The organism is Saccharothrix sp. AJ9571 (assembly GCF_021725495.1).
GTDB classification, from domain to species: Bacteria; Actinomycetota; Actinomycetes; order Mycobacteriales; family Pseudonocardiaceae; genus Amycolatopsis; species Amycolatopsis magusensis.
The window spans coordinates 2,069,140-2,093,246 of sequence record NZ_CP091382.1 but is presented as its reverse complement, the minus strand read 5'-3'; the positions used below and the strand labels follow the sequence as shown (position 1 = coordinate 2,093,246).

Here is a 24,107-nt window from a genome sequence, read left to right as displayed (position 1 = left end):
GCATGTCCGGAAAGCAGCCGTTGCTGCACGACCTCGCGATCGCGCTGCGGGCGCCGACGGTGGTGCTCTCCGGTCGTGACGGGCAGCTCCGGCCCGCCGGAACCCAGGGTGTGCTGCACGGTGACCTGCGGGTGCTCGGGGAGGCCGTGGTCACGGTCGACGGCAGGGAAGCGGAGCCGATCGGGTTCACCGAGCCGGGGGCCGACCGGGGCGAGTTCACCGGGCTCCTGCGCGGGTTCGGCGATCCGGGACCGGATCCGACGGTCTGGTTGCGGCGGCACCGGACGGCCGGTCCGCGTGGCATGCAGGAGGAACTGGAGCTGGCCAGTTCCGCGTCCGCGCCGGTGCGCTGCGTGGTGGAGCTGACGCTGTCGGCCGATTTCGCGCCGATCGAAGAGATCAAGGGCGGCGGCTCGCGCGAGCCGGTGCCGCCCGTGCTGGAAGGTTCGGGCGTCTTCTGGAAATCCGGCGGGCTCACCAGTCACGTGGTCGCCGAGGGCGCCGAGTTCTCGTTGCGGGACGGGAAAGTCGTGGCCTGCTGGACGGTCGACGCGCCCACGCGACTGGGCTGGTCGGTCTCGGTGACCGACGAGGCGCCGCTGTTCGTGCCGGGTGCGCCGGTGCTCGCGACCCCTGAGGTGCGCGCGGACGACCGCCGGTTCACCAGCTTCCTGAACCGCTCGCTGGCGGACCTCACCGGCCTGCTCCTGGCCGAGCGCGAGCACCCGGAGGACGTCTTCGCGGGCGCGGGCGCGCCTTGGTACCTCACGCTTTTCGGCCGCGACAGCATTTGGGCGGCTCGCCTGCTGCTGCCGGTCTCGGTGGACCTCGCCGCCGGAACCCTGCGCACGCTGGCGCGCTCGCAGGGACGTGAGCACGATCCGGCCACCGGCGAGGCACCGGGCAAAATCCTGCACGAACGTCGTCGCGCCGACTTCAAGCTGCGCGGGATGTCGCTGCCCGCTTGGTATTACGGCACGGTCGATGCGACCGCGCTGTGGGTGTGCTTGTTGCACGACGCGTGGCGCTGGGGGCTGGCCGAGGAGCGCGTGCGTGAGCTGCTGCCGAACCTGCGTGCCGCGCTCACCTGGATCACCGAGCTGGCCGACACCGACGGCGACGGTTTCGCCGAATACCTGGATGAAACCGGCCGTGGCTTGGCGAACCAGGGCTGGAAGGACTCCCGCGACGCGGTCCGTTTCGCCGACGGACGGCGTGCCGAGCCGCCGGTCGCGTTGTCGGAAGTCCAGGGCTACCAACACGAAGCCGTGGTCCGCGCGGCCGGCCTGCTGACCGCACTGGGCGAACCGGCCGACGGCCTTGTCGATTGGGCAGCCGGCCTGCGCACGCGCTTCCGCGAGAAGTTCTGGGTCAACGGCTTCCCGGCCCTCGCCCTCGACGGCGACAAGGTGCCGGTCGACGCGTTGACCAGCAACATCGGCCACCTGCTCGGCACCGGCTTGGTTAGTGAAGCGGAGTCCGCCACCATCGCCGCACACCTCCTCGGCCCGGACCTGGCAGCGGGCTACGGCCTGCGCACCATGTCGTCCACAATGGACGGATACTCGCCACTGAGCTACCACTGCGGTTCGGTCTGGCCCCACGACACCGCGATCGTCGTCAACGGCCTCTCCCGCGCGGGGCACGGTCGCGCCGCCGCCCAGTTGGGCGCCCAACTGATCACGGCCGCGGACGCCTTCAACTACCGAATGCCCGAGCTGTACGCCGGTTTCAGCGCGGACGACTCACCGATTCCGTTGCCGTACGGCGCTTCTTGCCGCCCGCAAGCCTGGTCCGCCGCCTCGGCGGTTGTCCTACTGCGAACCTTCCTCGGTTTGCAGGTGGATATTCCGGCAGGCGCGCTCTCGCTCTCGCCCCCGCCCTCGCCGATCGGCGCCTTCGACGTCCGCGGCCTCCCAGTAGGCGGCGGCACCCTGAATGTCTCTGTAGACGCCGATGGCTCCATCCGCGATCTGTCACTACCACAAGGTTTCCACCGAGTGGACTGACACGCGCGTACCGCCACTGGCCCCGGTTGGCACGTTCCAATCGTGTTGCCTCGCACGGATGGCTCAGTGCCACCTTCAGTTCCTGCCGAGTGGACTGAGGCGCGCGTGCCGCCACTCTCCGGTTGGCACGTTCCAAATGGTTCGCTCGGCGCGGATGGCTCAGTGTCACCCTAGATCCCGCCGGGTGGCTGGGGCTTCACTGATCGCTCGACCATTGGCGGGTGCAGGCTCGCGGCTGGCCATTCGCCGATTTGTTACCGGCACCCGGACTCCGCCGGGCGGCTGGGCATAGCTGGGCTCTGCCATCGGCGGCGTAGGTTGCCGCGCTCGATCGTGCTTTCGCCGACGCTTTCGCCGGTTGGCACGTTCAAATCGCGTCGCTCGGCCCGGATGGCCTGGCGCCCTCTCCTGATTCCCGTCGAGTAGCTGGGCTCAGTGGTCGCTTGGCCATTGGCGGGTGCAGGTCGCCGCACGCTCGCGGCTGGTCCATTCGTCGATTTGTTACCGGCACCCGGATTCCGTCGAGCGGCTGGGCATAGCTGGGCTCTGTCATTGGCGGCGTAGGTTGCCGCGCTCGATCGCGCTTTCGCCGGTTGGCACGTTCCAATCGCGTCGCTCGGTCCGGATGGCCTGGCGCCACCTCTCGATTCCCGTCGGGTAACTGGGCTCACTGGTCGCTTGGCCTATTGGCGGGTGCAGGCCACCGCACGCCCGCGGCTGGCCCATTCGCCGATTCGTTACCCCGCACGGAGTTTGCCGAGTGGGTGGAGCGTCGCGCGGGTCGCGAGGGCTTTTCCGCCGCCTTCTTCGGCTGCGGTTGTGGTGGCGTGCCCGATCAGTGATTTGTTGCCCCTGCCCGATTCCGCCAACTGGAGTGGGTGTCGCGGGTGCGCTTGGCGGTTGCGTGCGGCTGCCTTGGTCAGCGTTCTGGTGCTGCTGCGCGGTTTCCGTTGAGTGAGTCGAGCCCGGCGAGCGCGATGTCCGCGGCTCGTTCGGCGGCTTTCCGGGTTTCCTCGGCGTCGTCGCCGCGGCCTCGGCTGGCGGCGATCGCCATTTTGATCGCGCCCACCAGTGCGCCGACCGCGGTGGCGGCGTCGACCAGGTCCAGTTCCCGCGGGCACGCGCGGTGCAACGCGTGCGCGAGCCGTCGCTGCGTGTCGAAGAGCAGGTGCAGTTCGCGCGCCTGCAACGCGGGCACCGAGGCGATCAGTTGCGCGCGTTCCAGATCAGTGTCCAGCACACCGTCCGAAAGCACCCGCCGCAGCAGTTCGACCGGGGTCTCGCCGGGCCGTCGGCCGGTCAGCAGTTCCAGCGAGCGCCCGAGCCGGGCGCGCTCGTCGTAGAAGACGATGTCGTCCTTGCTTTCGAAGTAGCTGAAGAAGGTGCGCGTGGAGATATCGGCCGTCGCGGCGATCTCCGCGACCGTGGTTTCGTCGAACCCCTTGTCGTGGAAGAGCCGGAGCGCGCCCTGGATGAGCGCGTTCCTCGTGCGCAGCTTCTTGCGCTCGCGCATACCCAGCTCGTTCGTCACCCGCGCGAGCCTAGTCGGCGATCCGTCCTACCTGCACCGACTGTGATTCCCGCGTGACTTCCGATCTCCGGGTCGCGGTCGGTGATCCACCCGATGTGCCCGGACCGCCGCGGTCCCTAGCTTCGCCACATGAGAAAACGAGCCATGGCACTGGGCGTGCTCGCCGCCGTCGCGCTGACGGCCCCGGCCGCGTCCGCGAGCAGCGGGTCCGCCCTGCCCGCACCGACCGGGCGGTATCCCGTCGGCGTAACCGAAGTGCACCTCATCGACCACTCGCGCCAGGACCCGTGGGTGCTGGGCGCGGTCCGCGAGTTGATGGTCACGATCCGGTATCCAGCCCTGCCCAGCCGGAAACCCGTCGCGCCCTACATGTCACCGGGGGTGGCCGAAGTCGCGTCCGAAGAGGACGCCGCGGCCATCGGCGTCGACCCCGGCAGGCTCGATTACGATTTCGCCACCCGTGCCCGCGTCGGCGCGCCTGCCGCCGGATGGCAGCCGGTGTTGCTCTTTTCGCCAGGGGGCAAGCAGTCCCGTGCGCTCGGCACGGCGCAGGCGGAGGAACTCGCGAGCCAGGGTTACGTGGTGGTCGCCATCGACCACACCCACGAAGCCGTGGCGGTGGAGTTCCCGGACGGCCGGGTGGCCAGGCACGCCATGCCACCGTCCAGCGTGGAGGTTTCCAAGCTGATGATGGCCACCCGCGTGCAGGACACCCGGTTCGTGCTGGACCAGCTGGAAGTGCTGACCCGCGGCGGAAAGCCCGGCCTGCCACCGGGTCTCGGCCGCGCGATGGACCTGAGCCGGGTCGGTGTGTTCGGCCATTCGGCGGGTGGGTTCACCGCCGGGGAGACCATGGTGGCCGACCGGCGCGTCGACGCGGGCGTCAACCTCGACGGCAGCATGGCCTACCACCAGGGGAACCGCGACTTCGGCCGCGTCGCCGACGAAGGTCTGGACCAGCCGTTCCTGCTGATGAGCGCCGGTGATCACAGCGCGGTATCGGACCTGTCGTGGCAGGAATTCCTGCGCCACCAACGCGGCTGGCTCCGCCAACTGCACCTGCCCGCCGGGGAGCACTTCAGCTACACCGACCACCAGTCGCTGGTGCCGCGGCTCGGCCTCGACCCGGCCGTGGTGGCGCCCTTTCTGGGCACGGTGGACGCCGGGCGCAGCGTGACCGCGCAGCGCGCCTACCTGACCGCATTCTTCGACGAGCACCTGCGGCACCGCCCGCAACCGCTGTTCGACGGACCGTCGCCGCAGCACCCCGACGTGGAGTTCCGGGGCTGAGTCAGCGCAGCGGGTCGAAGGCACGCAGCGCTTCGGGCCGCTCACCGCTGGTGATCCACGACGCCAGCAGCCTGCCGGTGACCGGGCCGTGGGCCACGCCCCACATACCGTGACCACCGGCGACGAACACCCGCGGGCGGACCGCCCCGATCAGTGGGCGGCCGTCCGTGGTCATCGGACGCGGCCCCACCCAGACGTCACGGCGCTCGTCCCAGCGCACGCCCTCGAGCAGCGGGCGCACGGAGGCGGTGATCGCGTCCGCCCGCGCGAGGTCGGCGGGGGCGTCCGGCTCGCGGAACTCCATCGTGCCCGCGACGCGCAACGCGCCCTGGTACGGCGTGCACGCGACCCGTGCGCCGGGCAGATAGACCGGGCCGGGCACCGGGCGGTCGACCGGCACGGTGAACGAGTACCCGCGGCCCGCCCGCACCGGCACGCGCACGCCCCAGCGGGCGGCCAGCCGGGAAAGCCAGGCGCCGGTGGCCACGACCAGCACGTCGGCGGCGTGGCCGTGCACCACCACCCCGTCGTCGCGGATGTCCAGGTCGACGGCCTCGAAGGTGCGGATCTTGCCGCCCCTCGCGAGCACGGACCGGGACAGCGCGTGGACGAAGGCGCCGGGGTCGAGGTGGCGCTGGCCGCCGATCCGCACGCCCGCGGTCAGGGTGGGGGCGGCCAGCGGCAGCTGCTCGCGCAGCTGGTCCCGGTCGAGTGCGACGTGCTCGACCGGCTCGCCGGCGTCGGCCATCCTGCGCAACTCCCGCAGCAGCTCCACCGCCTGACCGCGCGTCTCCAGCGCGGCGGTGATGGGCGCGGACTTCACGGGCGCGTCGACGCCGTTCGCGGTGAGGGTGTCGTAGGCGTCGAGGCAGCCGTCGTTCAACGGCCGGTTGGCCTGGACCGCCCGCCGCCAGGACGACCAGCGGCAGTTCAGCGCGAACCGGGCGAGGAACGCCCAGAGCGCCGGGTCGGCGGACACCGGGATCCGCAGCGGCGCGGCCGGGTCGAGCAGGGCTTTGAGCCCGGTCCGCAGCACGGCCGGTTCGTTGAGCGGGATGGTCAGCCCGGGCGAGACCCACCCGGCGTTGCCCCACGAGGCACCCGCGGCCACCCCGGTCCGGTCGACGACGGTCACCTCGACGCCGCGCTCCTGCAGGAACCACGCGGCCGACAACCCGACCACGCCCGCCCCGGCGACCACCGCCGACCGGGGCTGGACCATGACCGACCTCCACGGCCGCACGGGGGCGCTGAACTGGGAAAATGGTGGGCCGCCTGGGGCTCGAACCCAGAACCTACGGTTCAGCATTCAGTCTGCCACATCCTTTGTGGACATCTGCCAATGTTGCTCGTTACCAGCGACTTTCGCAGGTGCAAATGATTGTCGTATGTGAGTGTTTGTCATCGATGATCGCTGAATTCCGGGAGTAAATCGGCCGGATGATCTTGGCCTTTTACCTACAAGTGGGTGGCCTCTTCGCCATCTCGTCGACCTGGCAACGCCCGATCGTGCCGGGTCAAGGGGGCACCTTGGCCAGCCTGAACGTGCCTCTGGGAGCCGCCCCCTTGACGCGGTGCGATAGCCCTTCGGGAGGTCGACGAGATGGCGACAGGCCGCACACGGACGCGACTGCCGCTCCTCTGTCGACCATCTCGGAGACCTGCCCGTCCGGCGAGGACATCGGTTCTTCTGGATCTGCTCCCCGCGGCTATTTCGGCCCGCCTCGCCCCGGCCGGCGCGCGGGGACCGGCCGGAGGCCGCACGCCCCGCGCGCGCTCGTGCCGGGGCAAGGGGCGTGGGGCCGAGCGGCCCCGGAGGGGCCGCCTTGATCCTGTAGAGAAACTTCTCACCGACTGCCCATCTCACGCGCCGGTATGCACGGCCACCAGGCTCTTGTCGTCGTGACGCTTGGCCCGGGGCAGGGACTCTCCAGAGGGATCGAATGCCGATTCCCACGCCTGGCACTGCACCAGGAGTCCGTGCAACGCGTCGTAGTCCATGGCGGACACCTCCGGCCAGTCGTCCAGCCCCAGATGCTTCATCGGCTCGTAGGCGCCATCGCTCGCGAGGACCAGCCACGGCACTTCCTCAGCTCGATGACGCTCAACGAAGGCGTGGCGAGCTGCTTCCCGATCAGCCTCCGCAATCCAGTAGCCGCCCTCTCGGTTCCGTAGGGCAGCCTGCTGAGTCTGGAGGTCTCGAAGGATCTCGCGGTGCTCCTCGTCGTACCCGGCGCCAGCCGACAGTCGAGCCCGGTAGGCGCTGCGCGGCTCAAGGCCCAGCGCATCCATTCGGTCGTCGGTGATCACCTTGCCTGGCAGGATGGCCATGCTGTCCCCCAGCGCAAGCACGTCGAGCCATCCGTCTGTCTCCCGCGCGATTGTGACCGTGCTCGACGGCGACTCTCCTGGCGCGAGGTCCAGCCCGTCGGCTGTCTGCTTGATCGCGTTTCCGAGGATCGTTCGGAGGTCGCCAGCAGGTTCGGCCAGAAGTCCGTCCCGGATGCGGGCACCAAGTTGTGCTGCGTACGTCGCCGGGGCTACCGGGACGGAGCGGAACGCAGATGCTCCGTCGAGCAAGGCCACTGCATTCGGTGTCGTGAACACCTTGTCGTCACTGGCTTCTGAGGCTGGGAGCTGGGCCACAACCGCGCGCATCAGATCACCACACAAATGGTCCGGCGAGAAGTTCACTATGGACAATGCTCAGGTCGTCGTATCGTGCCCTCACCACCAGCGAACATGGCTGCTCCGCAGTGGTGCTGAACAGCCATGCGAGGTTCTTCACCAAGTAGTCGGTAGCGCCGAGAGAGCCGATGCTGTGGATGCCTGCGACGTGCACCACCACCCGGTTGTCCATCACGTGCCGTCCCACGTAGGCGACGTCAGCGGGCTTGGGCGTGGGGTCGTCAGCCGGTGAAGCGTGCCGCTCTCCCGAGGCTTGCTCCTCGATCCACCAGCGACCGTCCGCCTCGACCATCTGCAGAGCAGGGTCTTGGTCCAACAGCCAAGTGCCCACGGGCGCCGACTTCGGTCCACAAATCACAACGGCGTCACCTGCGGGAGGCGTGTTCCTGTCCGGCTCGATCTGGTACCGGCTGGTAGCGAAGGACAGCGAGTCCAGAAACCGATCGAACTGCTCTGCGGTCTTCGCGTCCTCCGCAGCGATCAAGGGCCGTTCACGGTCAGTGACCTGGTAGCGGTACGGCACTCCGATCGCGACAGGTCCTACACCGAAGAAGGCGCGTTCGGGTACCGGCGCCGTACTCCTGATCTGTGAGACGCGACCTTTGGTGATTCCGAGCTTGTCGGCGATCTCCGTGTAGCTCAGCCCCAGCTCTCGATGCGCCCGCTCGATCGCGTGGCGGCGAAGACGGGCAAGCTCCGCCGTCTGCTGCTGGTAGATCGTGAGCAACTGAGTAGCACGTCTTCCCTGTCGGAGGGGGTCGGGATCCCGGCGGACGTCCTCGAATTCGTTGCTCACCATCCCGAGTTTAGACGTGTTGACACGCGTGGCCAAGCGGGCGTACCTTGGAGTTCTCACCCCCTAAACCGCATCAGATACCGCCGGATATCGTGGGTTTATGGCCTTAAACCCAGTCCGGCACGGGAGGTAGACGTCATGAACGTTGGAACCGCGTTTCGGCATCCGGTAGACACGATGTCCGCTGAGCGCCCCGGTGGGCCCGGAGCGGGACGGGTGTTGGTCGTCAACTCGTCGTCGTTCGGGCCTGTGAGCTTGTCTTTGGCGTGGGTGAACGGCGGTGCGTTCGTCTTCTCGGCTGCTCAGCCGCCCGCGCGCAGGGTGCCGCTCGGTCAGTCCTGGTTCCGTGAGTCGCGGTGGGGCGCTGCCCTGGTCGTCTCGCTGCCGGACGGTGTGCACGTGTTCGACGCGACCGAGGTGCAGGTAGCGCTTCACGCGGCAGGGGTCGCGCTGGGGTTGCATGAGTCGGTCGACTTCTTGGCGGAGACCTTCTTGCGTGGTGTGGCGGCGCTCGGCACGGAGCAGGTTCGCCGTGTCGCTGCCGAGTGGCGGAAGGTGTGCGACGGTCTCGCCGACCTGCCGGATTCGGTGTGGTTCAGGGAGATGCGGCGTGTGTGGGGTACGCGCAAGCAGATGGACCGCGCCTCGCTGGCCAAGTTCGATCTGCTGGGCGCGGTGATGGGCCGTGGCTGAGATCGCCGTGCACCTGACGGCCCCGGCGCGCCCGGCGTTCGCGCTGGACACCGTCGAGCGTCGGTTCGCGCTGTACCTGTGTGAGCGGCCGTTGCCGCTGTCGCTTCGGGGCAACCGAGCCCGCCTCGCCGACCTTGTCGAGCTGGGGATCGAGCGGACCGGCCTGCTCACACTGCGGGAGATGGCGTCCGCCTTCCGCTACCTCACCGCCCGCGCCCGAGAGACTGGCTGCCCGGTGATCGCCGACGAGCTGCGGGCGGTGTGGCCCGACCGTGCCCGAGCCCGAGCGGCTCGCGCGCTCGCGTCCGCTCCTGTGTGGCCGGTGGTGGCTGCCTGATGCCGCTGACTCCCGCTGCCATCACCGGCCTGGTCGCCGAACACGTCGACCCGGCCGAGGTCGCGCACGTCCTGGCACGCCGGGACTTCGACTCCTGGGCCGAGAAAGTGAAGGCCGCCCGGGGGTGTGCGAAGCCGGTGCGCATGGCCGGATCAACCTCGCTGGTCGACGGCAACGGTGCGGTGGTCTCGGAGTTCTCGGGCAGTGTGTTCGTGCCGTGCAAGAACCGGCGCGCGGCGGTGTGTGAGTCCTGCTCGGCTCACTACGCCCACGACACGTTCCACCTGATCCGCTGCGGGCTCGCCGGGGGCAAGGGCGTCCCGGAGACGGTGACCGGTCACGTGCGGGTGCTGGCCACCCTGACCGCTCCGTCCTTCGGGCGCGTGCACTCCCGTCCGGCGCGCCACGGCAAGGTCCGCCGCTGCGGCTGCGGCACCGTCCATTCCACTTACGACAGTGCACTGGGGACACCGTTGGACCCGCAGTCCTACGACTACGCCGGGTCGGTGCTCTGGCAAGCCCACGCCGGAGAGCTGTGGCGCCGCTTCACCATCGCTGTCGGGCGCAAACTCGCCCGCGCCCTCGGCCTGCGCCCGGCAGAGCTGCGCCACGTGCTGCGCCTGTCCTACGCCAAGGTCGCCGAATACCAGCGGCGCGGCCTCATCCACTTCCACGCCGTGATCCGCATCGACGGCCCCGACGGACCTACCGGCCCGCCCCCGCCGGCCGAAGTCGACACCGACCTGCTGACCGCCATCGTCGAAGACGCCTCGGTCGCGGTCGCCGTGCGCACCCCGCATTCCACGGCTACCGGCTCCCGCGTGCTGCGCTGGGGAGACCAGGTCGACGTCGAACCCATCGGCACCGCCGACCCGGGGGCCGAGGGCTGGCACGACCGGCGCGTCGCCGGATACGTCGCCAAGTACGCCACCAAAGGCACCGGCCTGACCGAGGGCGCGGACTGCCGCATCCGCTCCGCCGAGCACATCGACGCCCTCGACGTCTCCGAGCACCACAAGCAGCTCATGCGCACCGCCTGGGACCTCGGCGGCCTGGATGAGTTCGCGGAACTGAACCTGCGCAAGTGGGCGCACATGCTCGGGTTCCGGGGCCACTTCCTGACCAAATCCCGGCGCTACTCGACCACCTTCACCGAGATCCGCCGCACCCGCGCCGAATGGCGCCTCGACCAGGAACGCGAAGCCCTCGGCCTCGCCGACGACACTGACTTGATCGCAGTCGGCGACTGGACCATGACCGGCCTCGGCTACCGCAACCCCGCCGAACGCGCCATCGCCACCCTCTACTCCGAACTCCACCTCGCAAGACGTCGCCTGGACGGCCAGGACGACTCAGGGGGAGCGTGATGGGACGTCCGCCTCTGCCGATCGGCACCTACGGGAAGATCCGGGTGACCGAGGAGAAGCCTGGAAGCTTCCGCGCGCGGTGCCTCTACCGGGACTTCGACGGCAAAACGTACGAGGTTGCTCGGTTCGGCGCCAGCGTGGCGAAGGCGGAAAACCGCCTGAAGGAAGCTATTCGCGACTGGGTTGCGCCCGCTGCTGCTGAGGGAGTGACCTCGGCGGCGAGGCTGACCGATGTCGGGCGGCAGTGGCTCCGCGAGCTGGAGCAGGATGCCGAGCGCAGCCACAAGAGCTGGGGGACGATCGACACCTACCGGAACCGGTTCGAGACGATCGTGGTCCCGGGCGTCGGCGAGTTGCGGATGCGGGAGATCGACAATCCCAAGGTCGGCGTACCGGCATTCGATCGCCTGTGCCGTCGCGTGCGCGACGAATCCAGCGTCAGCTCGGCGAAGACTGTCCGCGCCATCCTGTCTGGGATCTGCGCGTTCGCGGTGCGTCATGGCGCCCTTGACGCGAACCCTGTCCGGGAGATCGGCCGCTTGGAGAGCAAGAAGGCCAAGCACCAGCGAGTGAAGCCGCGGGCGTTGACCGCCGATCAAGTTCTTGACCTGCTGGGCAAGCTGGATACCGACAAGAAGGCGATCGCGGACGACTTACCGGACCTGGCCCGGCTGTTCCTGGGTACCGGGGAACGTACGGGCGAAGCGCTGGCGGCCCACTGGCCGGACTTCGATCAGGATCGGCGCCTGCTCGTCATGGCCGGAAATGTCATCCGCGCGAAGGGTCGGGGGAAGGTCCTGAACCGGGGTAAGACGCTGAACGCGGACCGTGACATCCCTCTGCCGGACTGGTGCGTGTCGATGCTCGTCCAGCGACGTGCGACGGCGGGGAACCTGGAAGGGCCGATCTTCCCCAGCGCCACCGGCACTGTCCGGGAAGCCTCGAACGTGCGCAATCGTGCGTGGAAGCCATTCGTCCAGCGAGCTGGCTACGAGTGGGTGACCTTCCGGACGTTCCGCAAGACCGTGGCGACCTTGCTCGATGAGGCTGGCCTGACTGCCCGGCAGATCGCTGACATCCTTGGACACGCGCACCCGTCGATGACGCAGGATGTGTACATGGGGCGTGGCGCGGTCAGCCGTTGCGGCGCGGACGCGCTGAACACGACGTTGCGGCCGAGTGAGTAAACCGGCCGTAGACCGGCCGGATGATCTTGACCTAGGTGAAGGCAGGTCGCTGACCTGGAAAAATGGTGGGCCGCCTGGGGCTCGAACCCAGAACCTACGGATTAAAAGTCCGCAGCTCTACCAATTGAGCTAACGGCCCGTACTCGGAAGTCTAGCGGGCGGGGGCCGGGCCCCCGGCAGGCCGGGTGCCGGTCCACAGTGGACCTGGTGGGGCGGGCTCACCGCTCGGGCCGGACCACCTCGGCCGAGAGCCACTCGACCCGCTCCCAGTTGCGGAGCTTGAAGCCCGCGTCGGCCAGGCCGTCGACGAAGGCCTCACCGGCCTGTTCGAGCGCCGGGTAGAGCTCGAGGTCGCTCTTGGCGGCCACGCCGACGCGCGTGTCGTCGGTGAGCACGTCGAGCAGGTTCGAGCCGTGCATGCGCTCGGCCACCGCCCAGGCGGTCGCGGGGTCGATCGGCTGGTCCAGCGTGCCGACCACCACGGTGACGTTCCACGCCGCCGCTTCGGCCGGGTGCAGGGGCAGCGGGAGGTAGGGCCAATCCGGTCGCGTCATGGTGCCGCTTCTTCCCCAGGTCCGCGCCCCGCGCGGCGGAGCTCGTGGCGGCCGCGGCGAGGGCGGGGTGTCGACTTCGGTCGGTTCCGCCACGTCATCGTGCCAGAGTCGGGCCGCCCTGACTGTCCATTAAGGACAGATGAGATCGGGCGGTTTGCCGGTCCCCGGGGTGGGCACTCCTGTGCCATGAAGTCGGATAGCGGGTTGAAGCGGCTGCGCGAGAGGTACGAGAACGGCGAGCGACGCCCGTTGCCGGGCTACCTGCTTTCGCTCGGCGCCTACGGGGTGTTCACCGGCGCGCTGGCGCTGGTGGGCAAGCGCACCGGCGCCCGCCTGCCGAAGCGGATCGGGCTGGGTGACACGGTGCTGCTCGCCGTGGCCACGCACAAGGCCAGCCGGTTGCTGACGAAGGAAGCCGTCACCAGCCCGCTGCGGGCCCCGTTCACCCGCTACGAAGCCCCGGCGGGCGAGGCGGAACTGGTCGAGTCGGTGCCGGAAGGTGGTCACAAGCACGCCGTGGGCGAGCTGCTGACCTGCCCGTTCTGCGCCGCCGTCTGGATCGCGACGGGCCTGTCGGCCGGCCTGGTGCTGGCGCCCCGGCAGACTCGCCTGGTGAGCACCGTCCTGGCCGCCGTCGCCGGCTCGGACCTGCTGCAACTCGGCTACGACCGAGCCAAGCACCTCACCGGCTGACCTCAGTCGGGCGCGGTGTTGTCGAACAGATCCGCCTGCCTGGGGCTCAACTGCGGCGGCCAGTAAGGCGTCCCGTCCAGTGTCGCCTCGCTGAAGCGGATGTCGCCGCTGAAGGTGGCCTCTTCGAACGAGGTGTGCCTGCTGAAAGCCACCTGGCTGAACCAGGCGCCCGGGCCGCCCGCGGAGCACGATCGTGCCCACTGTGCGAATGCCGTCCAAGCGTGAGTCGGTGGCGGGGCCGGCGGCTCGCACTGCGTCCGCCGGCTGCCGCCCGGGCGACGTCGACCTCAGGGGCGCGCCGCGTTGACCGGGGTGTAGCTCAGGATGATCAGGCCGGTGTCGTGCACCTCGACGCCGTTGTAGGTGAACTTCGCCTGCTGCGTGTCCCGGTAGAGCAGTTCCGAGGGCTGCGCCTTGCCCGACAGCACCGGGTGCAGCCACAGGCGCAGTTCGTCGAGCAGGCCGTTCTCCAGCAGCAGGCGGCTCACGTCGCCGAAGCCGTACTGCAGGAGGTTCGTGCCGGACTCCTTGATCCCGCGCACCCGCTCGGCCACGTCCGCGCTGATCACCTCGGTGTTCTCCCACTCCGGCTCGGTCAGCGTGGACGACACCACGTACTTCTTGATGCTGTTCATCCGGTCGGCGAACTCGTCCACCCCGGCGCGGGAGGACCAGGCGGCGGAGAAGCCCTCGTAGGTCTCGCGGCCCATGATCAGGGCGTCGGCGTCGGCGAGCTGGGCGCTCGCGGCCTTGCCTGCCTGCTCGCTGAAGTACTCGAAGTGCCAGTCCATCATGTTGCTGATGTCGCCATCGAGGGTCATGTAGGTGGCGTTGACGATCTTGCCCATCGGAAGCTCCTCGGCTCGGTGTGTGTCTGCCACTGCGTCGAGCCGGTACGCCCCACATCGACAGGTTCGTCCCGGATTTTCTCCGTGAAATTCCTGTGACGCTCAGCTACGGGTGCTAGCAGAACGTACGTGTGCTTGCCGTTAGGCCATTTAGCCCTTAACTTTTGCCACTAGTCAACATAAGTTGTTCTCATTTCGTCGGAAGAGCGATGTCCGTGCGCCACTAGAGGGACGCCCGGGTCGAAAGGCGAGGCACGTGGCAATGGTGTCAACGATGTCAACGATGTCGCCGCAGGGGCGATACGGCCGCTGTGTCGTCCCCGTCATCCCCGCTGTTCCCGTCGACTCCGCCGAGCCCGCCGGGCCCGAACCACCCGGCCCGCGCCCCTAGCCCCCTCCCGACCTCCCAAAACTCCCCGTCCCCGAAACGGAGATCGACCATGGACAACGCCGCCCAGCCCGCCCGATCCGGGCTGTCGCGCCGCTCGATGCTGGCCACCGCCGCCGCGGGCGTGCTCATCCCCGGCATGGTGGCCGGGGCCGCCGCCCCGCACGCCGCCGCCGCGGCCGGGCTCACCCGCAAGATCACCGTCTACGCCGAGCCGCTGCCCGGCGGCCAGTTCGGCTACGGCCTCGAACCGGGCAAGGCCACCATCCCCGGGCCGCTGCTGGAGATCTACGAGGGCGACACCCTCGAGATCGAACTGGTCAACAACACCGACCAGCGGCTGTCCATCCACCCGCACGGCGTCAACTACGACACCGACTCCGACGGCTCCCCGCTCAACGCCTCGTTCAACAAGCCGGGCGAGACCCGTACCTACATCTGGCGCACCCGCACGCAGTACAAGGCGGCCAACGGGTTCTGGATGCCGGGCAGCGCGGGCTACTGGCAGTACCACGACCACGCGATGGGCACCGACCACGGCACCGTCGGCCTGCAGAAGGGCCTCTACGGCGGGCTCATCGTGCGCAAGCGGGGCGACCTGCTGCCGAGCAGGCAGTACACCGTGGTCTTCAACGACATGCTCATCAACAACAAGGTCGCCCCGAACACCCCGATGTTCGAAGCCAACCAGGGCGAGCGGGTCGAGTGGATCTGCATCGGCCACGGCATCTTCCCGCACACCTTCCACCTGCACGCCCACCGCTGGGCGGACACCCGCACCGGGATGCTCAACGGCGAGAACGACCACGCCAACGTGATCGACAACAAGAACCTCGACCCCGGCGCGTCCTTCGGTTTCCAGGTCATCGCCGGTGAGGGCGTCGGGCCCGGCGCCTGGATGTACCACTGCCACGTCCAGAACCACTCGGACATGGGCATGGCGGGCATCTTCCTGGTCCGCAACCCCGACGGCAGCATGCCGGCCGGCGCGCAGGAGGCCATCGACCGGTTCAAGAACCACGACCACTCGGGCCACACCGCCGAGTCGAGCGCGACCGCGCACAACCACTAGTTCCCAACCACAGATGAAGGAGTCAGGGATGGGGCGAAGAGTTTCGGCAAGTTGGTCGAAACGGCGACGATCGGCGGCCGTGCTGGCCGTCGGGGCGGTGGTCGCGCTCGCGGCGCCACTGGCCACCACGGTCGTGGCGCAGGCGCAGCCGGCGGCAGCCGCGGCCGCGCCGGTCTCCGTGCTGGTTTTCCACGGCCCGGCGGCGGACCAGAAGGACCCGGTGCTGCGGGCCAGCGACGCGATCGCGCGGCTGGGCCTGGACAACGGGATCACGGTGACCTCGAGTTCGGACCCGGGTGTGTTCACCGCGGCGAACCTGGCGAACCACCGGGGCGTGGTGTTCCTGTCCGCGGAGGGCGTGACCCTGTCCAAGGAGCAGGAAACCGCGCTGCAGAACTACATGAAGGCCGGTGGCGGTTTCCTCGGCCTGTCCGACGCCGCCAAGGCGCAGGACGACTCCACCTGGTTCACCGGGCTCATCGGTGCCCGCCCGGTCGGCGCCCGTCCCGCTCCGGAGGCCGTCTCGGCGGTCACCGCCAGCGCGGAGAACCCGCCCAACGAGGGCAAGGACAAGCTGACCGACGGCAACGAGAACACCAAGTGGCTCGCGTTCGCCAAGAGCAGCTGGATCCGCTACCAGCTGGGCGCGCCCGCCGCGATCAGCAGCTACTCGCTCACCTCGGCCAACGACTTCGCCGGCCGCGACCCCAAGGACTGGACCCTGCAGGGTTCGGCCGACGGCACCACCTGGACCGATCTGGACAAGCGCACCGGCGAGGTCTTCGGTGACCGCTTCCAGACCAGGACCTTCGAGTTCACCAACACCACCAGCTACCCGCACTACCGGCTGAACATCACCGCGAACGCCGGTGAGTCGGCCACCCAGCTGGCGGACTTCGAGCTGTACAAGGCGAACTCGCAGACCCCGCCGCCGCCGGAGCCCGCGCCGGCCGAGGCCACGGTCAACGTGCTCGACCGCCACCACCCGGCGAACGAGGGCCTGCCGCTGAACTGGAAGCGGACCGACCGCTGGCTGAACTGGGACGTCAACCCGGTCGGCCAGGTGCACACCATCGCCCAGGTCGAGGAGAAGGGCTACAACCCGGGGCCGGGTGCCAACGGGCCGTTCCACCCGATCTCCTGGTGCCGTGACTACGACGGCGGCCGGTCCTTCTACACCGGCATGGGCCGCACCGAAGCCAGCTACGCCGAGGACCAGTTCCGCGGCCACCTGCTCGGCGCGCTGAAGTGGACCACCGGCATGGTGCGCGGTGACTGCAAGGCGACCATCGCGGCCAACTACAAGGTGGAGAAGCTGTCCGGGCAGAACGCCGCCGGGCAGATGGACCAGATCGGTGAGCCGCACGGGCTGACCGTCGCGCCGAACGGCCGCGTGTTCTACATCGGCAAGGCCGCCTGCGCGACCGGCCCGGTGCCCAGCTGGGACAACCCGAACGTGGGCCTCGGCTGCGGCACGATCCACCAGTGGGACCCGGCCACCAAGCAGGTCAAGCTGCTCACCACGCTCAAGGTGATGGGCAACCGGGGTTCCGGTGACGAACTGGTGAAGAACGAAGAGGGTCTGGTCGGCATGACGCTGGACCCGAAGTTCGCCGAGAACGGCTGGTTCTACGTCTACTGGATGCCGTACGAGTCCATCGACAAGGACAAGCGGATCGGCAAGCGCACGGTTTCGCGCTTCACCTACGACGCCGCGAAGGCCACCATCGACCAGGCCACCCGCAAGGACCTGCTGTCCTGGGACACGCAGATCCACAGCTGCTGCCACGCCGGTGGCGGCATGGCCTTCGACAAGGACGGCAACCTCTACATCGGTACCGGTGACAGCAACTCGTCGCAGGGCTCGAACGGCTACTCCGGCAACAACTGGACCGCCGACTACAAGGGCGTCTCCTTCCAGGACGCGCGCCGCACCTCGGGCAACACCAACGACCTCAACGGGAAGATCGTCCGGATCCACCCGGAGGCCGACGGCACCTACACCGTGCCGGCGGGCAACCTGTTCCCGCCGGGCACCGACAAGGCGCGCTCGGAGATCTACGTGATGGGCGTGCGGAACATCTCGCGCCTGCAGGTGGACCCGGTCACCAACTGGGTCACCGCCGGCTGGGTCGGTCCCGACGCGGGCTCGCCGAGCCCGGAACTCGGCCCGGCGAAGTACGAGACGGCGACCGTGATCACCGAAGCGGGCAACCACGGCTGGCCGTACTGCATGGGCAACCGGCAGCCGTACCGCGACCGCAGCAGCTCCGACGCCGCGGTGCTGACCGGCTGGTACGACTGCAACAACCCGGTGAACACCTCGCCGCGCAACACCGGCCTGGTGAACCTGCCGCCGATCAAGGACAACATGATCTGGTACTCGCCCGACGGCGGTGGCCCGATCTTCCCGAACCGCCCGAACAGCTCCGTGCCGACCTACAACGCCGCGGACGCGACCTACACCCAGCCCTACCTCAAGGGTGGCGGCCAGGCGGTCATGTCCGGTCCGACCTACCACCGCGAACTGGTGAACACCAACAGCGGGGTGGCCTGGCCGGAGTACTGGGACGACAAGTGGTTCATCGGTGACCAGTCCAACTCGCAGAACCGCGTCGCGGTGACGGTGGACCCGGCGGGCGTTCCGACGCAGCAGCCGCCCGCCTTCGCCGAGACCCTGCGGCAGATCATCCCGTCGGGCAGTGGTGACGGGAAGCTGCTCAGCTGGATGGACGCCAAGTTCGGCGCGGACGGCGCGCTGTACCTGCTGGACTACGGCAACGGCTTCTTCAGCCTCGACCCGAACCAGAAGCTGATCCGGATCACCTACACCGGCGGGGCGGCCACCCCGGCGCCCGCGGCGACGAACACCAACGTGCAGAGCAAGCCGCTGACGGTGGCGTTCAACGGGATGAAGTCCGGTGGCGTGTCCTGGGAGTGGGACTTCGGCGACGGCACCATGTCGACCGAGGCCAACCCCCGGCACACCTACACCCGCACCGGCCCGTTCACCGCGAAGCTGACCACCACCTACGCCGACGGCGAGAAGGTGGTCTCGCGGACCACGGCGAACGTCGGCTGCCTGGTCCCGGACGCCGGGGCCACGGTGACCATCGGTGACGCCGACACCGGCGTGCCCAACCACAACGCCGGTGGTGGCTGCAAGGTCGACGACATGATCGACGACGAGAGCACCTGGCCAACCAAGGCCGGGTTCGTCGACCATGTCAAGAACGCGACCAGGAACCTCAAGCAGCTCGGGGTGCTCACCGACAAGCAGCGGGACAAGATCAACGCCGCCGCGCAGAACTCGCCGATCGGGAACCCCGGCCACATCGGGTACACCCCGATCTACGACGGGACCTCGTTGAAGGGCTGGGAAATGGCTCCTTCCGGGGAGTTCAAGATCCAGCCGGACGGCTCGCTGCGACCCAGCGGCGGGCTGGGCATGCTCTGGTACGCCGGGCAGCAGTTCGGCAACTTCTCGCTGAAGCTGCAGTTCAAGGACATCGCACCGCAGGGCAACGCCAACAGCGGGGTCTTCGTGCGGTTCCCCGACCCGCGCACGCCGCTGGACCAGCGGCCGCCGGGTAGCTGCGGCACCACCGGTTCGGCGGCCACGTCACAGGCCTGGGTGGCCATCTTCTGCGGCCACGAGATCCAGCTCTACGACGGGGCCACCGGCGAACCGCAGAAGACGGGTTCGGTCTACAACTTCGACCCGAACCCGCTCGACGCGTCCGGTGCCACGCCGAAGGGGCAGTGGAACGAGTACGAGATCAAGGTTGTCGGGCAGCACTACACGATCATCCGCAACGGCAAGGTGATCAACGAGTTCGACAACAACCCGGGACTGCAGTCCTCGCGGGCGGGCGATCCGCCCACCGACCTGAGGCAGTTCGCCGACGGGTTCATCGGTCTGCAGAACCACGGTGACAACGACCTGATGGAGTTCCGCAACATCCGGGTGCGGCAGCTTTAACCGGTAGCCGGCCGGCCGGTGCGCGTCGCGCCACCGGCCGGCCCTTCAGGAAGGTTTTTCCCGCTATGTCCCGACGAATGCTCGCCGCGCTGGGCGCGGTGCTGACCATGCTGGGGCTGGTGGTGATGCCGGCCTCGGCGTCGTCGCCAGTGGTCGCCGCGGCCCAGACGCTGACCTGGACCTCGGACGAGAACGTCACCAAGTACACCTCCGCGCCCACCACCGCCGTGGCCGGCGAGACCACCATCGTCTTCGAGAACAGCGTGGCCACCGGGAACGACACCGGCATGCTGCACACGCTGACCTTCGACATGTCGACCCCCGGGTACAACCACGACGCGGCGGTGAACATCACCGCCAGCCCGACCGACGCGAACAAGGGCCGCCACGAACTGACGGTGACCCTGACCCCGGGCAAGTACCGCTACTTCTGCGCGCTGCCGGGCCACATCTCGATGCAGGGCGAGTTCACCGTCACCGAGGGCCCCGGCGGTGGCGACGACACCACCCCGCCGACCGTGACCGCCGACATCGCCGGCACGCAGGACGCCGACGGCAACTACGTCGGCTCGGCGTCGGTCGAGCTGACCGCCACCGACGCCGGCTCCGGCGTGGACAAGGTCGAGTACCAGCTCGACGGCGGCGCGTGGACCGCTTACACCGCACCGGTTCCGGTGACCACCGCGGGCGCGCACATGGTCCACTACCGCGCCACGGACAAGGCGGGCAACGCCTCCGCGGAGGGCATGTCCTCGTTCACCGTCGTCGAAGGCGGTGGCGGCGGGGACACCACCCCGCCGGTGGTCACCGCCGAGGTGACCGGTGAGCAGGACGCGGACGGGAACTACGTCGGTTCCGCGTCGGTCGCGCTGACCGCCACCGATGAGGGGTCCGGTGTGGACAAGGTCGAGTACCAACTGGACGGTGGGGCGTGGACCGCTTACACCGCACCGGTCGTGGTCTCGACGCCGGGCGCGCACATGCTGCACCACCGCGCGACCGACAAGGCGGGCAACGCTTCCGAGGAAGGCATGTCCTCGTTCACCGTGGTCGAAGCCGGCCCGGGTGAGGACACCACCCCGCCAGTGGTCGCCGCGGTCGTCGAAGGCACGCAGAACTCCGATGGCGCGTACGTCGGCTCGGCTTCGGTCAAGCTGAACGCGACCGATGAGGGGTCCGGTGTGGACAAGGTCGAGTACCAGTTGGACGGTGGGGCGTGGACCGCTTACACCGCACCGGTTCCGGTGACCGCGATCGGCGCGCATATGGTGCACTTCCGTGCCACGGACAAGGCGGGCAACGCTTCCGAGGAGGGCATGTCCTCGTTCACCATCGTGGAGGGCAGCGGTGACGTCGAGCCGCCCAAGACCTCGATGGCGGTGTCCGGGGTGCAGAACTCGAACTGGGCCTACGTGGACAAGGCGACGGTCACGCTGACCGCCACCGACACCGGCTCGGGCGTGGACAAGGTCGAGTACCAGCTCGACGGCGCCGCGTGGGCGGCCTACACGGCCCCGGTCGCGGTGACCGCGGTCGGCACGCACACGGTCAAGTACCGGGCCTCGGACAAGGAAGGCAACGTCGCCGACGAGCGCACCGGCACCTTCACCGTGGTCAAGGGCGGTTCCGGGCCGGGTCAGGACGTCTGCCCCGACTCCGACCTGCGCTCGACGGTGATCATCGGGGGGATCGACAGCCAGGTGCGCAACGTCGACATCGGCAACGGCTGCACGATCAACGACGTGATCGCCGAGAACGCCGAGTACGCGACGCACACCAAGTTCGTGCGGCACGTGAAGGCGGTGACGAAGGAACTCGTCACCAACGGGGTGCTGACCGGTCCCAACCGGGATCGCATCGTCACCGCCGCGGTCAACTCCGACGTCGGGATGCACACCAGCAACGCCGTCTGAGTCCTTTGTGGTCGTGGGTGCGTGGATTCCCCAGTGGGAGCTACGCACCCATGACTGTTTTCCAGGCCTGGTGCACGTCGGCCATCGACGGGTTGTGGTCGGTACCGGCGCCGAAGAAGGCGCACAGGGAATTCGTGTCGGCGTACCACAGCACGGTGTTCCCGCTGGGCGTCTCGATGTCGTGCGACTTCCCGGTCAGCTCACCGCCGCTCCAGGGGTCCTCGCTCAGCCACCGCGCGTCCGGCAGGTCGATGAACTCCTGGTTCAGCTGCCGGCAGGTCTGCGTGTTGTCCGAAGACAGGTAGTTCGCGAAGTAGGCGACGCCGTCGACCTCGAACCGGCAGCGCACGTGGTTGCGCGCCTGGTACAGGTCGCCCTGGCTGTTGGTGCCCAGTGCGTTCACGCAGTCGTCGGCCTTCGCCGCGGCGGGACCGGCGAAGGCGATCAACTGCTCGTCCTCGCGGAAGGCGGCGGGAGCGGGTTCCGGTGGCGCGCTGCTGGGGACGCCGGTGGGCGTGCTGGCGATCGGGGTCGCCGTGCCGATGGTGTCCGGGCGCAGCAACGCGGCGACCGTCACGGCACCGAGGGCCAGGACGACCAGGCCGATGGCCGTGACGACCGCACCCGTCGACTGCTTCGGCTCCGGCGGTGGCACGGGCATCGGCGTGGACCTCGGCAGCTCCGGCGGCGGCGGGATGATCGGTGTCCACTGTGGAATGACGGGGGCCGGGCCCAGCGCGCCCAGCGCGACGCTGGTCTCCGGGGAATCGACGATCGTCGGCAGCAGCCCGAGCCGCTGGCTGATCAGCCGCGCCACCAGTGGCATGCGCGTCGCCCCGCCGACCAGGTAGACGGCCGTGATCGGCGTGGTGCCCACGGTCTTCGCCAGCAGCTCGACCGCCCGCCGCAGCGCCGGTTCCACGAGGGTTTCCAGCTCCGGCCGGGTCAGGTGCGCGTCGGGCAGCGGGGGCGGCAGCGGGATGTCGGTCTGCGTGTACTGCGACAGCGCCTCCTTGCCCGCCCGCACGTCCTCGGCGAGCGCACGGGCCGCGCGACGGCCCGCCGCGTCGCTCGGGCGGTTCAGCTCGGCGCCCAGGTGCTCCAGCAGCAGGTGGTCGAGGTCCCGGCCGCCGAAGTCCGGCAGGCCCGCCTCGGCGAGCACGTCCCAGCCGGTGCCCGTCCGCCGCAGGACCGCGACGTCGGTGGTGCCGCCGCCCATGTCGAACACCGCGATCGCCTGCCCCGGCGGCACGTCGGCGGCCTGCGTGGCGGCCGCGACCGGCTCCGCGACGAGCTGGACGTCCCCGTGCCAACCGGCCTCGCGCGCCGCCTCCAGGAGCACCGCGCGGCGTGAGCTGTACCAGTCGGCGGGGTGGGTGAGGACCACCCGATCCGGCGCGGGTGCTTCGGCCGCGACCCGGCGCAGCACCGCCGCGATCAGCGAGACCACCGGCACGGCGGCGTCACCGAGCAGCACTTCACCGTCGTCGATGCGCTCCTTGGGGTGCGGCTCGAACCGCGCCGGGTCGAGCCGGGCGCCCCGCAGCGCCTCCTGCCCGACGACCAGGGTGCCGTCACGGCCGCGCAGCACCGCGGACGGCAGCACGGGCCACCCGTCGAACAGCAGCAGGCGCGCGGGCCCGCCCCGGGTCCGCAGCGCGGCGACCGTGTTGGACGTCCCGAAGTCGACAGCGAGTTCACGCACGGGCCAGACGCTAATCAGAAGATCGCGCCGAGGTGCGCGTTGTGGCCGAATAGCGATGCGCCACTTCCGCGAAGGCCGCCTTGGGGTGGCGCCGGCCGTCGGTGGTCACCTTGACCACGCCGAACCCGGCCATGTCGAGGTCCCGCCGCGGATCGGGGTCGTGCGGGAAGTCCGGCATCCAGTAGGTGAACACGAAGGCGCCGTGGACCTTCTCGCGCTGGTACAGCTCAATGAGTTCGCCCAGGTAGCCGGCCTGCGTCCGCTCGTCGCGCACGTGCCCGTCCCGGATCCGCGGCGGATCGGTGAACCACTCGACGATCAGGAAGGAGGCGGGACCGCGCTGGTCGGCGCCGAGGAAGGCACCGCAGCCGAACTCGGTGACGACCACCGGCTTGGCCGCCCGCCGGAGGAGCTCGCGCAGCCGGAGTTCGTAGGCCGCAGGGTCGGCGCCCATCCGGTAGAGGTTGACGCCGATCAGGTCGAACGCCGACCAGTCGACGTCCTCCCAGTACCCGGCCGCGTACGTGATCGGGCCGTGGAAGGTGGCGCGCGCGGTGGTCACCGCGCGGGCGAGCAGCCGGTTGAGCTTGCGCGTGAGCCGGCGCTCGAACGGCTTGCGCCACCCCGCCGGCCCCCCACCGATGGAGCTGGGCGCTGTCCCGCCGAAGCGCATCAGCACCCGCAGCCGGATGAACTCACGCGGGCCGGGGATCATGCCCGAGAGGCGCAGGGAGAACTCGCAGCCCACGACCAGCGTCACGCGGCCCGGGTACTCGGCGCGCAGTTCCTCGGCGCCCTGGGCGGTCTTCGTGACCCACTCCAGCACCTCGCGGTGGGGGCGGTCGCCGATCTGCGGCTCCAGCCAGACGTCGAGCCCGAGGTCGAGAGCGTGCCGGGCGGCCAGGAGCTGCCTCGCGCTGTCGGTCCCGGCGAGCAGCACCGTGGTGCAGTGGAGCTCCTCGCGGATCCGCCGCAGATCCTCCCGGACGACCTCGTCGGGTTCTTCCACCACCGTGTAGGAAATGCCGCGCAGGTCCATCTTTACCAGAGTACG

General features: G+C 69.3%; 19 protein-coding genes and 1 tRNA gene. 10 read left to right on the top strand and 10 right to left on the bottom strand.

Features of this window, described 5'->3' with window-relative positions; translation table 11 throughout:
* Positions 1–2 precede the first annotated feature (2 nt).
* Positions 3–2,009, top strand: a complete 2,007-nt coding sequence (locus L3Q67_RS08990; RefSeq protein ID WP_499189081.1) for a glucosidase family protein — start codon at positions 3–5, stop codon at positions 2,007–2,009.
* 919 nt (positions 2,010–2,928) lie between these two features.
* Here the strand turns inward: L3Q67_RS08990 and L3Q67_RS08985 are convergent.
* Complete coding sequence (locus tag L3Q67_RS08985) at positions 2,929–3,540, bottom strand: TetR/AcrR family transcriptional regulator (RefSeq protein WP_499189080.1); 612 nt, start codon at positions 3,538–3,540, stop codon at positions 2,929–2,931.
* A gap of 129 nt (positions 3,541–3,669) precedes the next feature.
* Between L3Q67_RS08985 and L3Q67_RS08980 the strand changes: the two genes are divergently transcribed.
* On the top strand, positions 3,670–4,830 hold the full coding sequence (locus L3Q67_RS08980; protein WP_499189079.1) for an alpha/beta hydrolase family protein: 1,161 nt from the start codon (positions 3,670–3,672) through the stop codon (positions 4,828–4,830).
* Between the two features lies 1 nt (position 4,831).
* Here the strand turns inward: L3Q67_RS08980 and L3Q67_RS08975 are convergent, their stop codons facing one another.
* From L3Q67_RS08975 to L3Q67_RS08965, 3 genes are all read right to left on the bottom strand, one after another.
* On the bottom strand, positions 4,832–6,052 hold the full coding sequence (locus L3Q67_RS08975; RefSeq protein WP_499189078.1) for an NAD(P)/FAD-dependent oxidoreductase: 1,221 nt from the start codon (positions 6,050–6,052) through the stop codon (positions 4,832–4,834).
* 641 nt (positions 6,053–6,693) lie between these two features.
* Positions 6,694–7,488, bottom strand: coding sequence for a hypothetical protein (locus L3Q67_RS08970; RefSeq protein ID WP_499189077.1), 795 nt, complete (start codon positions 7,486–7,488; stop codon positions 6,694–6,696).
* A 4-nt stretch (positions 7,489–7,492) separates the two neighbouring features.
* Positions 7,493–8,314, bottom strand: coding sequence for a sigma-70 RNA polymerase sigma factor region 4 domain-containing protein (locus tag L3Q67_RS08965; RefSeq protein WP_499189076.1), 822 nt, complete (start codon positions 8,312–8,314; stop codon positions 7,493–7,495).
* A 138-nt stretch (positions 8,315–8,452) separates the two neighbouring features.
* Here L3Q67_RS08965 and L3Q67_RS08960 point away from each other — a divergent pair, with 138 nt between their 5' ends.
* Genes L3Q67_RS08960 through L3Q67_RS08945 form a run of 4 tightly spaced genes read left to right on the top strand, consistent with a single transcriptional unit; the run spans position 8,453 to position 11,898 of the window.
* Positions 8,453–9,007 carry a hypothetical protein gene (locus tag L3Q67_RS08960; protein ID WP_499189075.1) on the top strand — a complete coding sequence of 185 codons (555 nt, stop codon included), beginning with the start codon at positions 8,453–8,455 and terminating at the stop codon, positions 9,005–9,007.
* Positions 9,000–9,344 carry a hypothetical protein gene (locus tag L3Q67_RS08955; protein ID WP_499189074.1) on the top strand — a complete coding sequence of 115 codons (345 nt, stop codon included), beginning with the start codon at positions 9,000–9,002 and terminating at the stop codon, positions 9,342–9,344. The genes L3Q67_RS08960 and L3Q67_RS08955 overlap by 8 nt, the downstream gene beginning before the upstream one ends.
* On the top strand, positions 9,344–10,711 hold the full coding sequence (locus L3Q67_RS08950) for a replication initiator (protein WP_499189073.1): 1,368 nt from the start codon (positions 9,344–9,346) through the stop codon (positions 10,709–10,711). The genes L3Q67_RS08955 and L3Q67_RS08950 overlap by 1 nt, the downstream gene beginning before the upstream one ends.
* 44 nt (positions 10,712–10,755) lie before the next feature.
* On the top strand, positions 10,756–11,898 hold the full coding sequence (locus L3Q67_RS08945; RefSeq protein ID WP_499189072.1) for a site-specific integrase: 1,143 nt from the start codon (positions 10,756–10,758) through the stop codon (positions 11,896–11,898).
* Between the two features lie 63 nt (positions 11,899–11,961).
* On the opposite strand, the gene L3Q67_RS08940 is transcribed toward L3Q67_RS08945, so the two are convergent.
* Both L3Q67_RS08940 and L3Q67_RS08935 read right to left on the bottom strand, forming a co-directional pair.
* Positions 11,962–12,037: transfer RNA gene (locus L3Q67_RS08940), tRNA-Lys, on the bottom strand.
* A gap of 79 nt (positions 12,038–12,116) precedes the next feature.
* Positions 12,117–12,452, bottom strand: coding sequence for a hypothetical protein (locus L3Q67_RS08935; RefSeq protein ID WP_499189071.1), 336 nt, complete (start codon positions 12,450–12,452; stop codon positions 12,117–12,119).
* Positions 12,453–12,638: 186 nt separating this feature from the next.
* On the opposite strand from L3Q67_RS08935, the gene L3Q67_RS08930 reads away from it, so the two are divergent.
* On the top strand, positions 12,639–13,145 hold the full coding sequence (locus tag L3Q67_RS08930) for a DUF1360 domain-containing protein (RefSeq protein ID WP_499189070.1): 507 nt from the start codon (positions 12,639–12,641) through the stop codon (positions 13,143–13,145).
* A 2-nt stretch (positions 13,146–13,147) separates the two neighbouring features.
* On the opposite strand, the gene L3Q67_RS08925 is transcribed toward L3Q67_RS08930, so the two are convergent.
* Positions 13,148–13,297, bottom strand: coding sequence for a hypothetical protein (locus tag L3Q67_RS08925; protein ID WP_499189069.1), 150 nt, complete (start codon positions 13,295–13,297; stop codon positions 13,148–13,150).
* Between the two features lie 135 nt (positions 13,298–13,432).
* The gene (locus L3Q67_RS08920) at positions 13,433–13,993 is read right to left on the bottom strand and encodes a dihydrofolate reductase family protein (protein ID WP_499189068.1); all 561 of its coding nucleotides are present in this window, start codon (positions 13,991–13,993) and stop codon (positions 13,433–13,435) included.
* A gap of 440 nt (positions 13,994–14,433) precedes the next feature.
* Between L3Q67_RS08920 and L3Q67_RS08915 the strand changes: the two genes are divergently transcribed.
* The 3 genes from L3Q67_RS08915 to L3Q67_RS08905 all read left to right on the top strand — a co-directional run bounded on the left by L3Q67_RS08915 (position 14,434) and on the right by L3Q67_RS08905 (position 21,348).
* The gene (locus L3Q67_RS08915) at positions 14,434–15,453 is read left to right on the top strand and encodes a multicopper oxidase domain-containing protein (protein WP_499189067.1); all 1,020 of its coding nucleotides are present in this window, start codon (positions 14,434–14,436) and stop codon (positions 15,451–15,453) included.
* A 28-nt stretch (positions 15,454–15,481) separates the two neighbouring features.
* Positions 15,482–19,435, top strand: coding sequence for a ThuA domain-containing protein (locus tag L3Q67_RS08910; RefSeq protein WP_499189066.1), 3,954 nt, complete (start codon positions 15,482–15,484; stop codon positions 19,433–19,435).
* Positions 19,436–19,500: 65 nt separating this feature from the next.
* Positions 19,501–21,348 carry a cupredoxin domain-containing protein gene (locus L3Q67_RS08905; protein ID WP_499189065.1) on the top strand — a complete coding sequence of 616 codons (1,848 nt, stop codon included), beginning with the start codon at positions 19,501–19,503 and terminating at the stop codon, positions 21,346–21,348.
* Between the two features lie 40 nt (positions 21,349–21,388).
* On the opposite strand, the gene L3Q67_RS08900 is transcribed toward L3Q67_RS08905, so the two are convergent.
* Together L3Q67_RS08900 and L3Q67_RS08895 are read right to left on the bottom strand one after the other, a co-directional pair.
* Positions 21,389–23,053, bottom strand: a complete 1,665-nt coding sequence (locus L3Q67_RS08900; RefSeq protein WP_499189064.1) for an Hsp70 family protein — start codon at positions 23,051–23,053, stop codon at positions 21,389–21,391.
* 10 nt (positions 23,054–23,063) lie between these two features.
* A complete protein-coding gene (locus tag L3Q67_RS08895; RefSeq protein ID WP_499189063.1) occupies positions 23,064–24,092 on the bottom strand; it encodes a glycoside hydrolase family 113 protein in 1,029 nt (342 codons plus the stop codon).
* Positions 24,093–24,107: the final 15 nt, after the last annotated feature.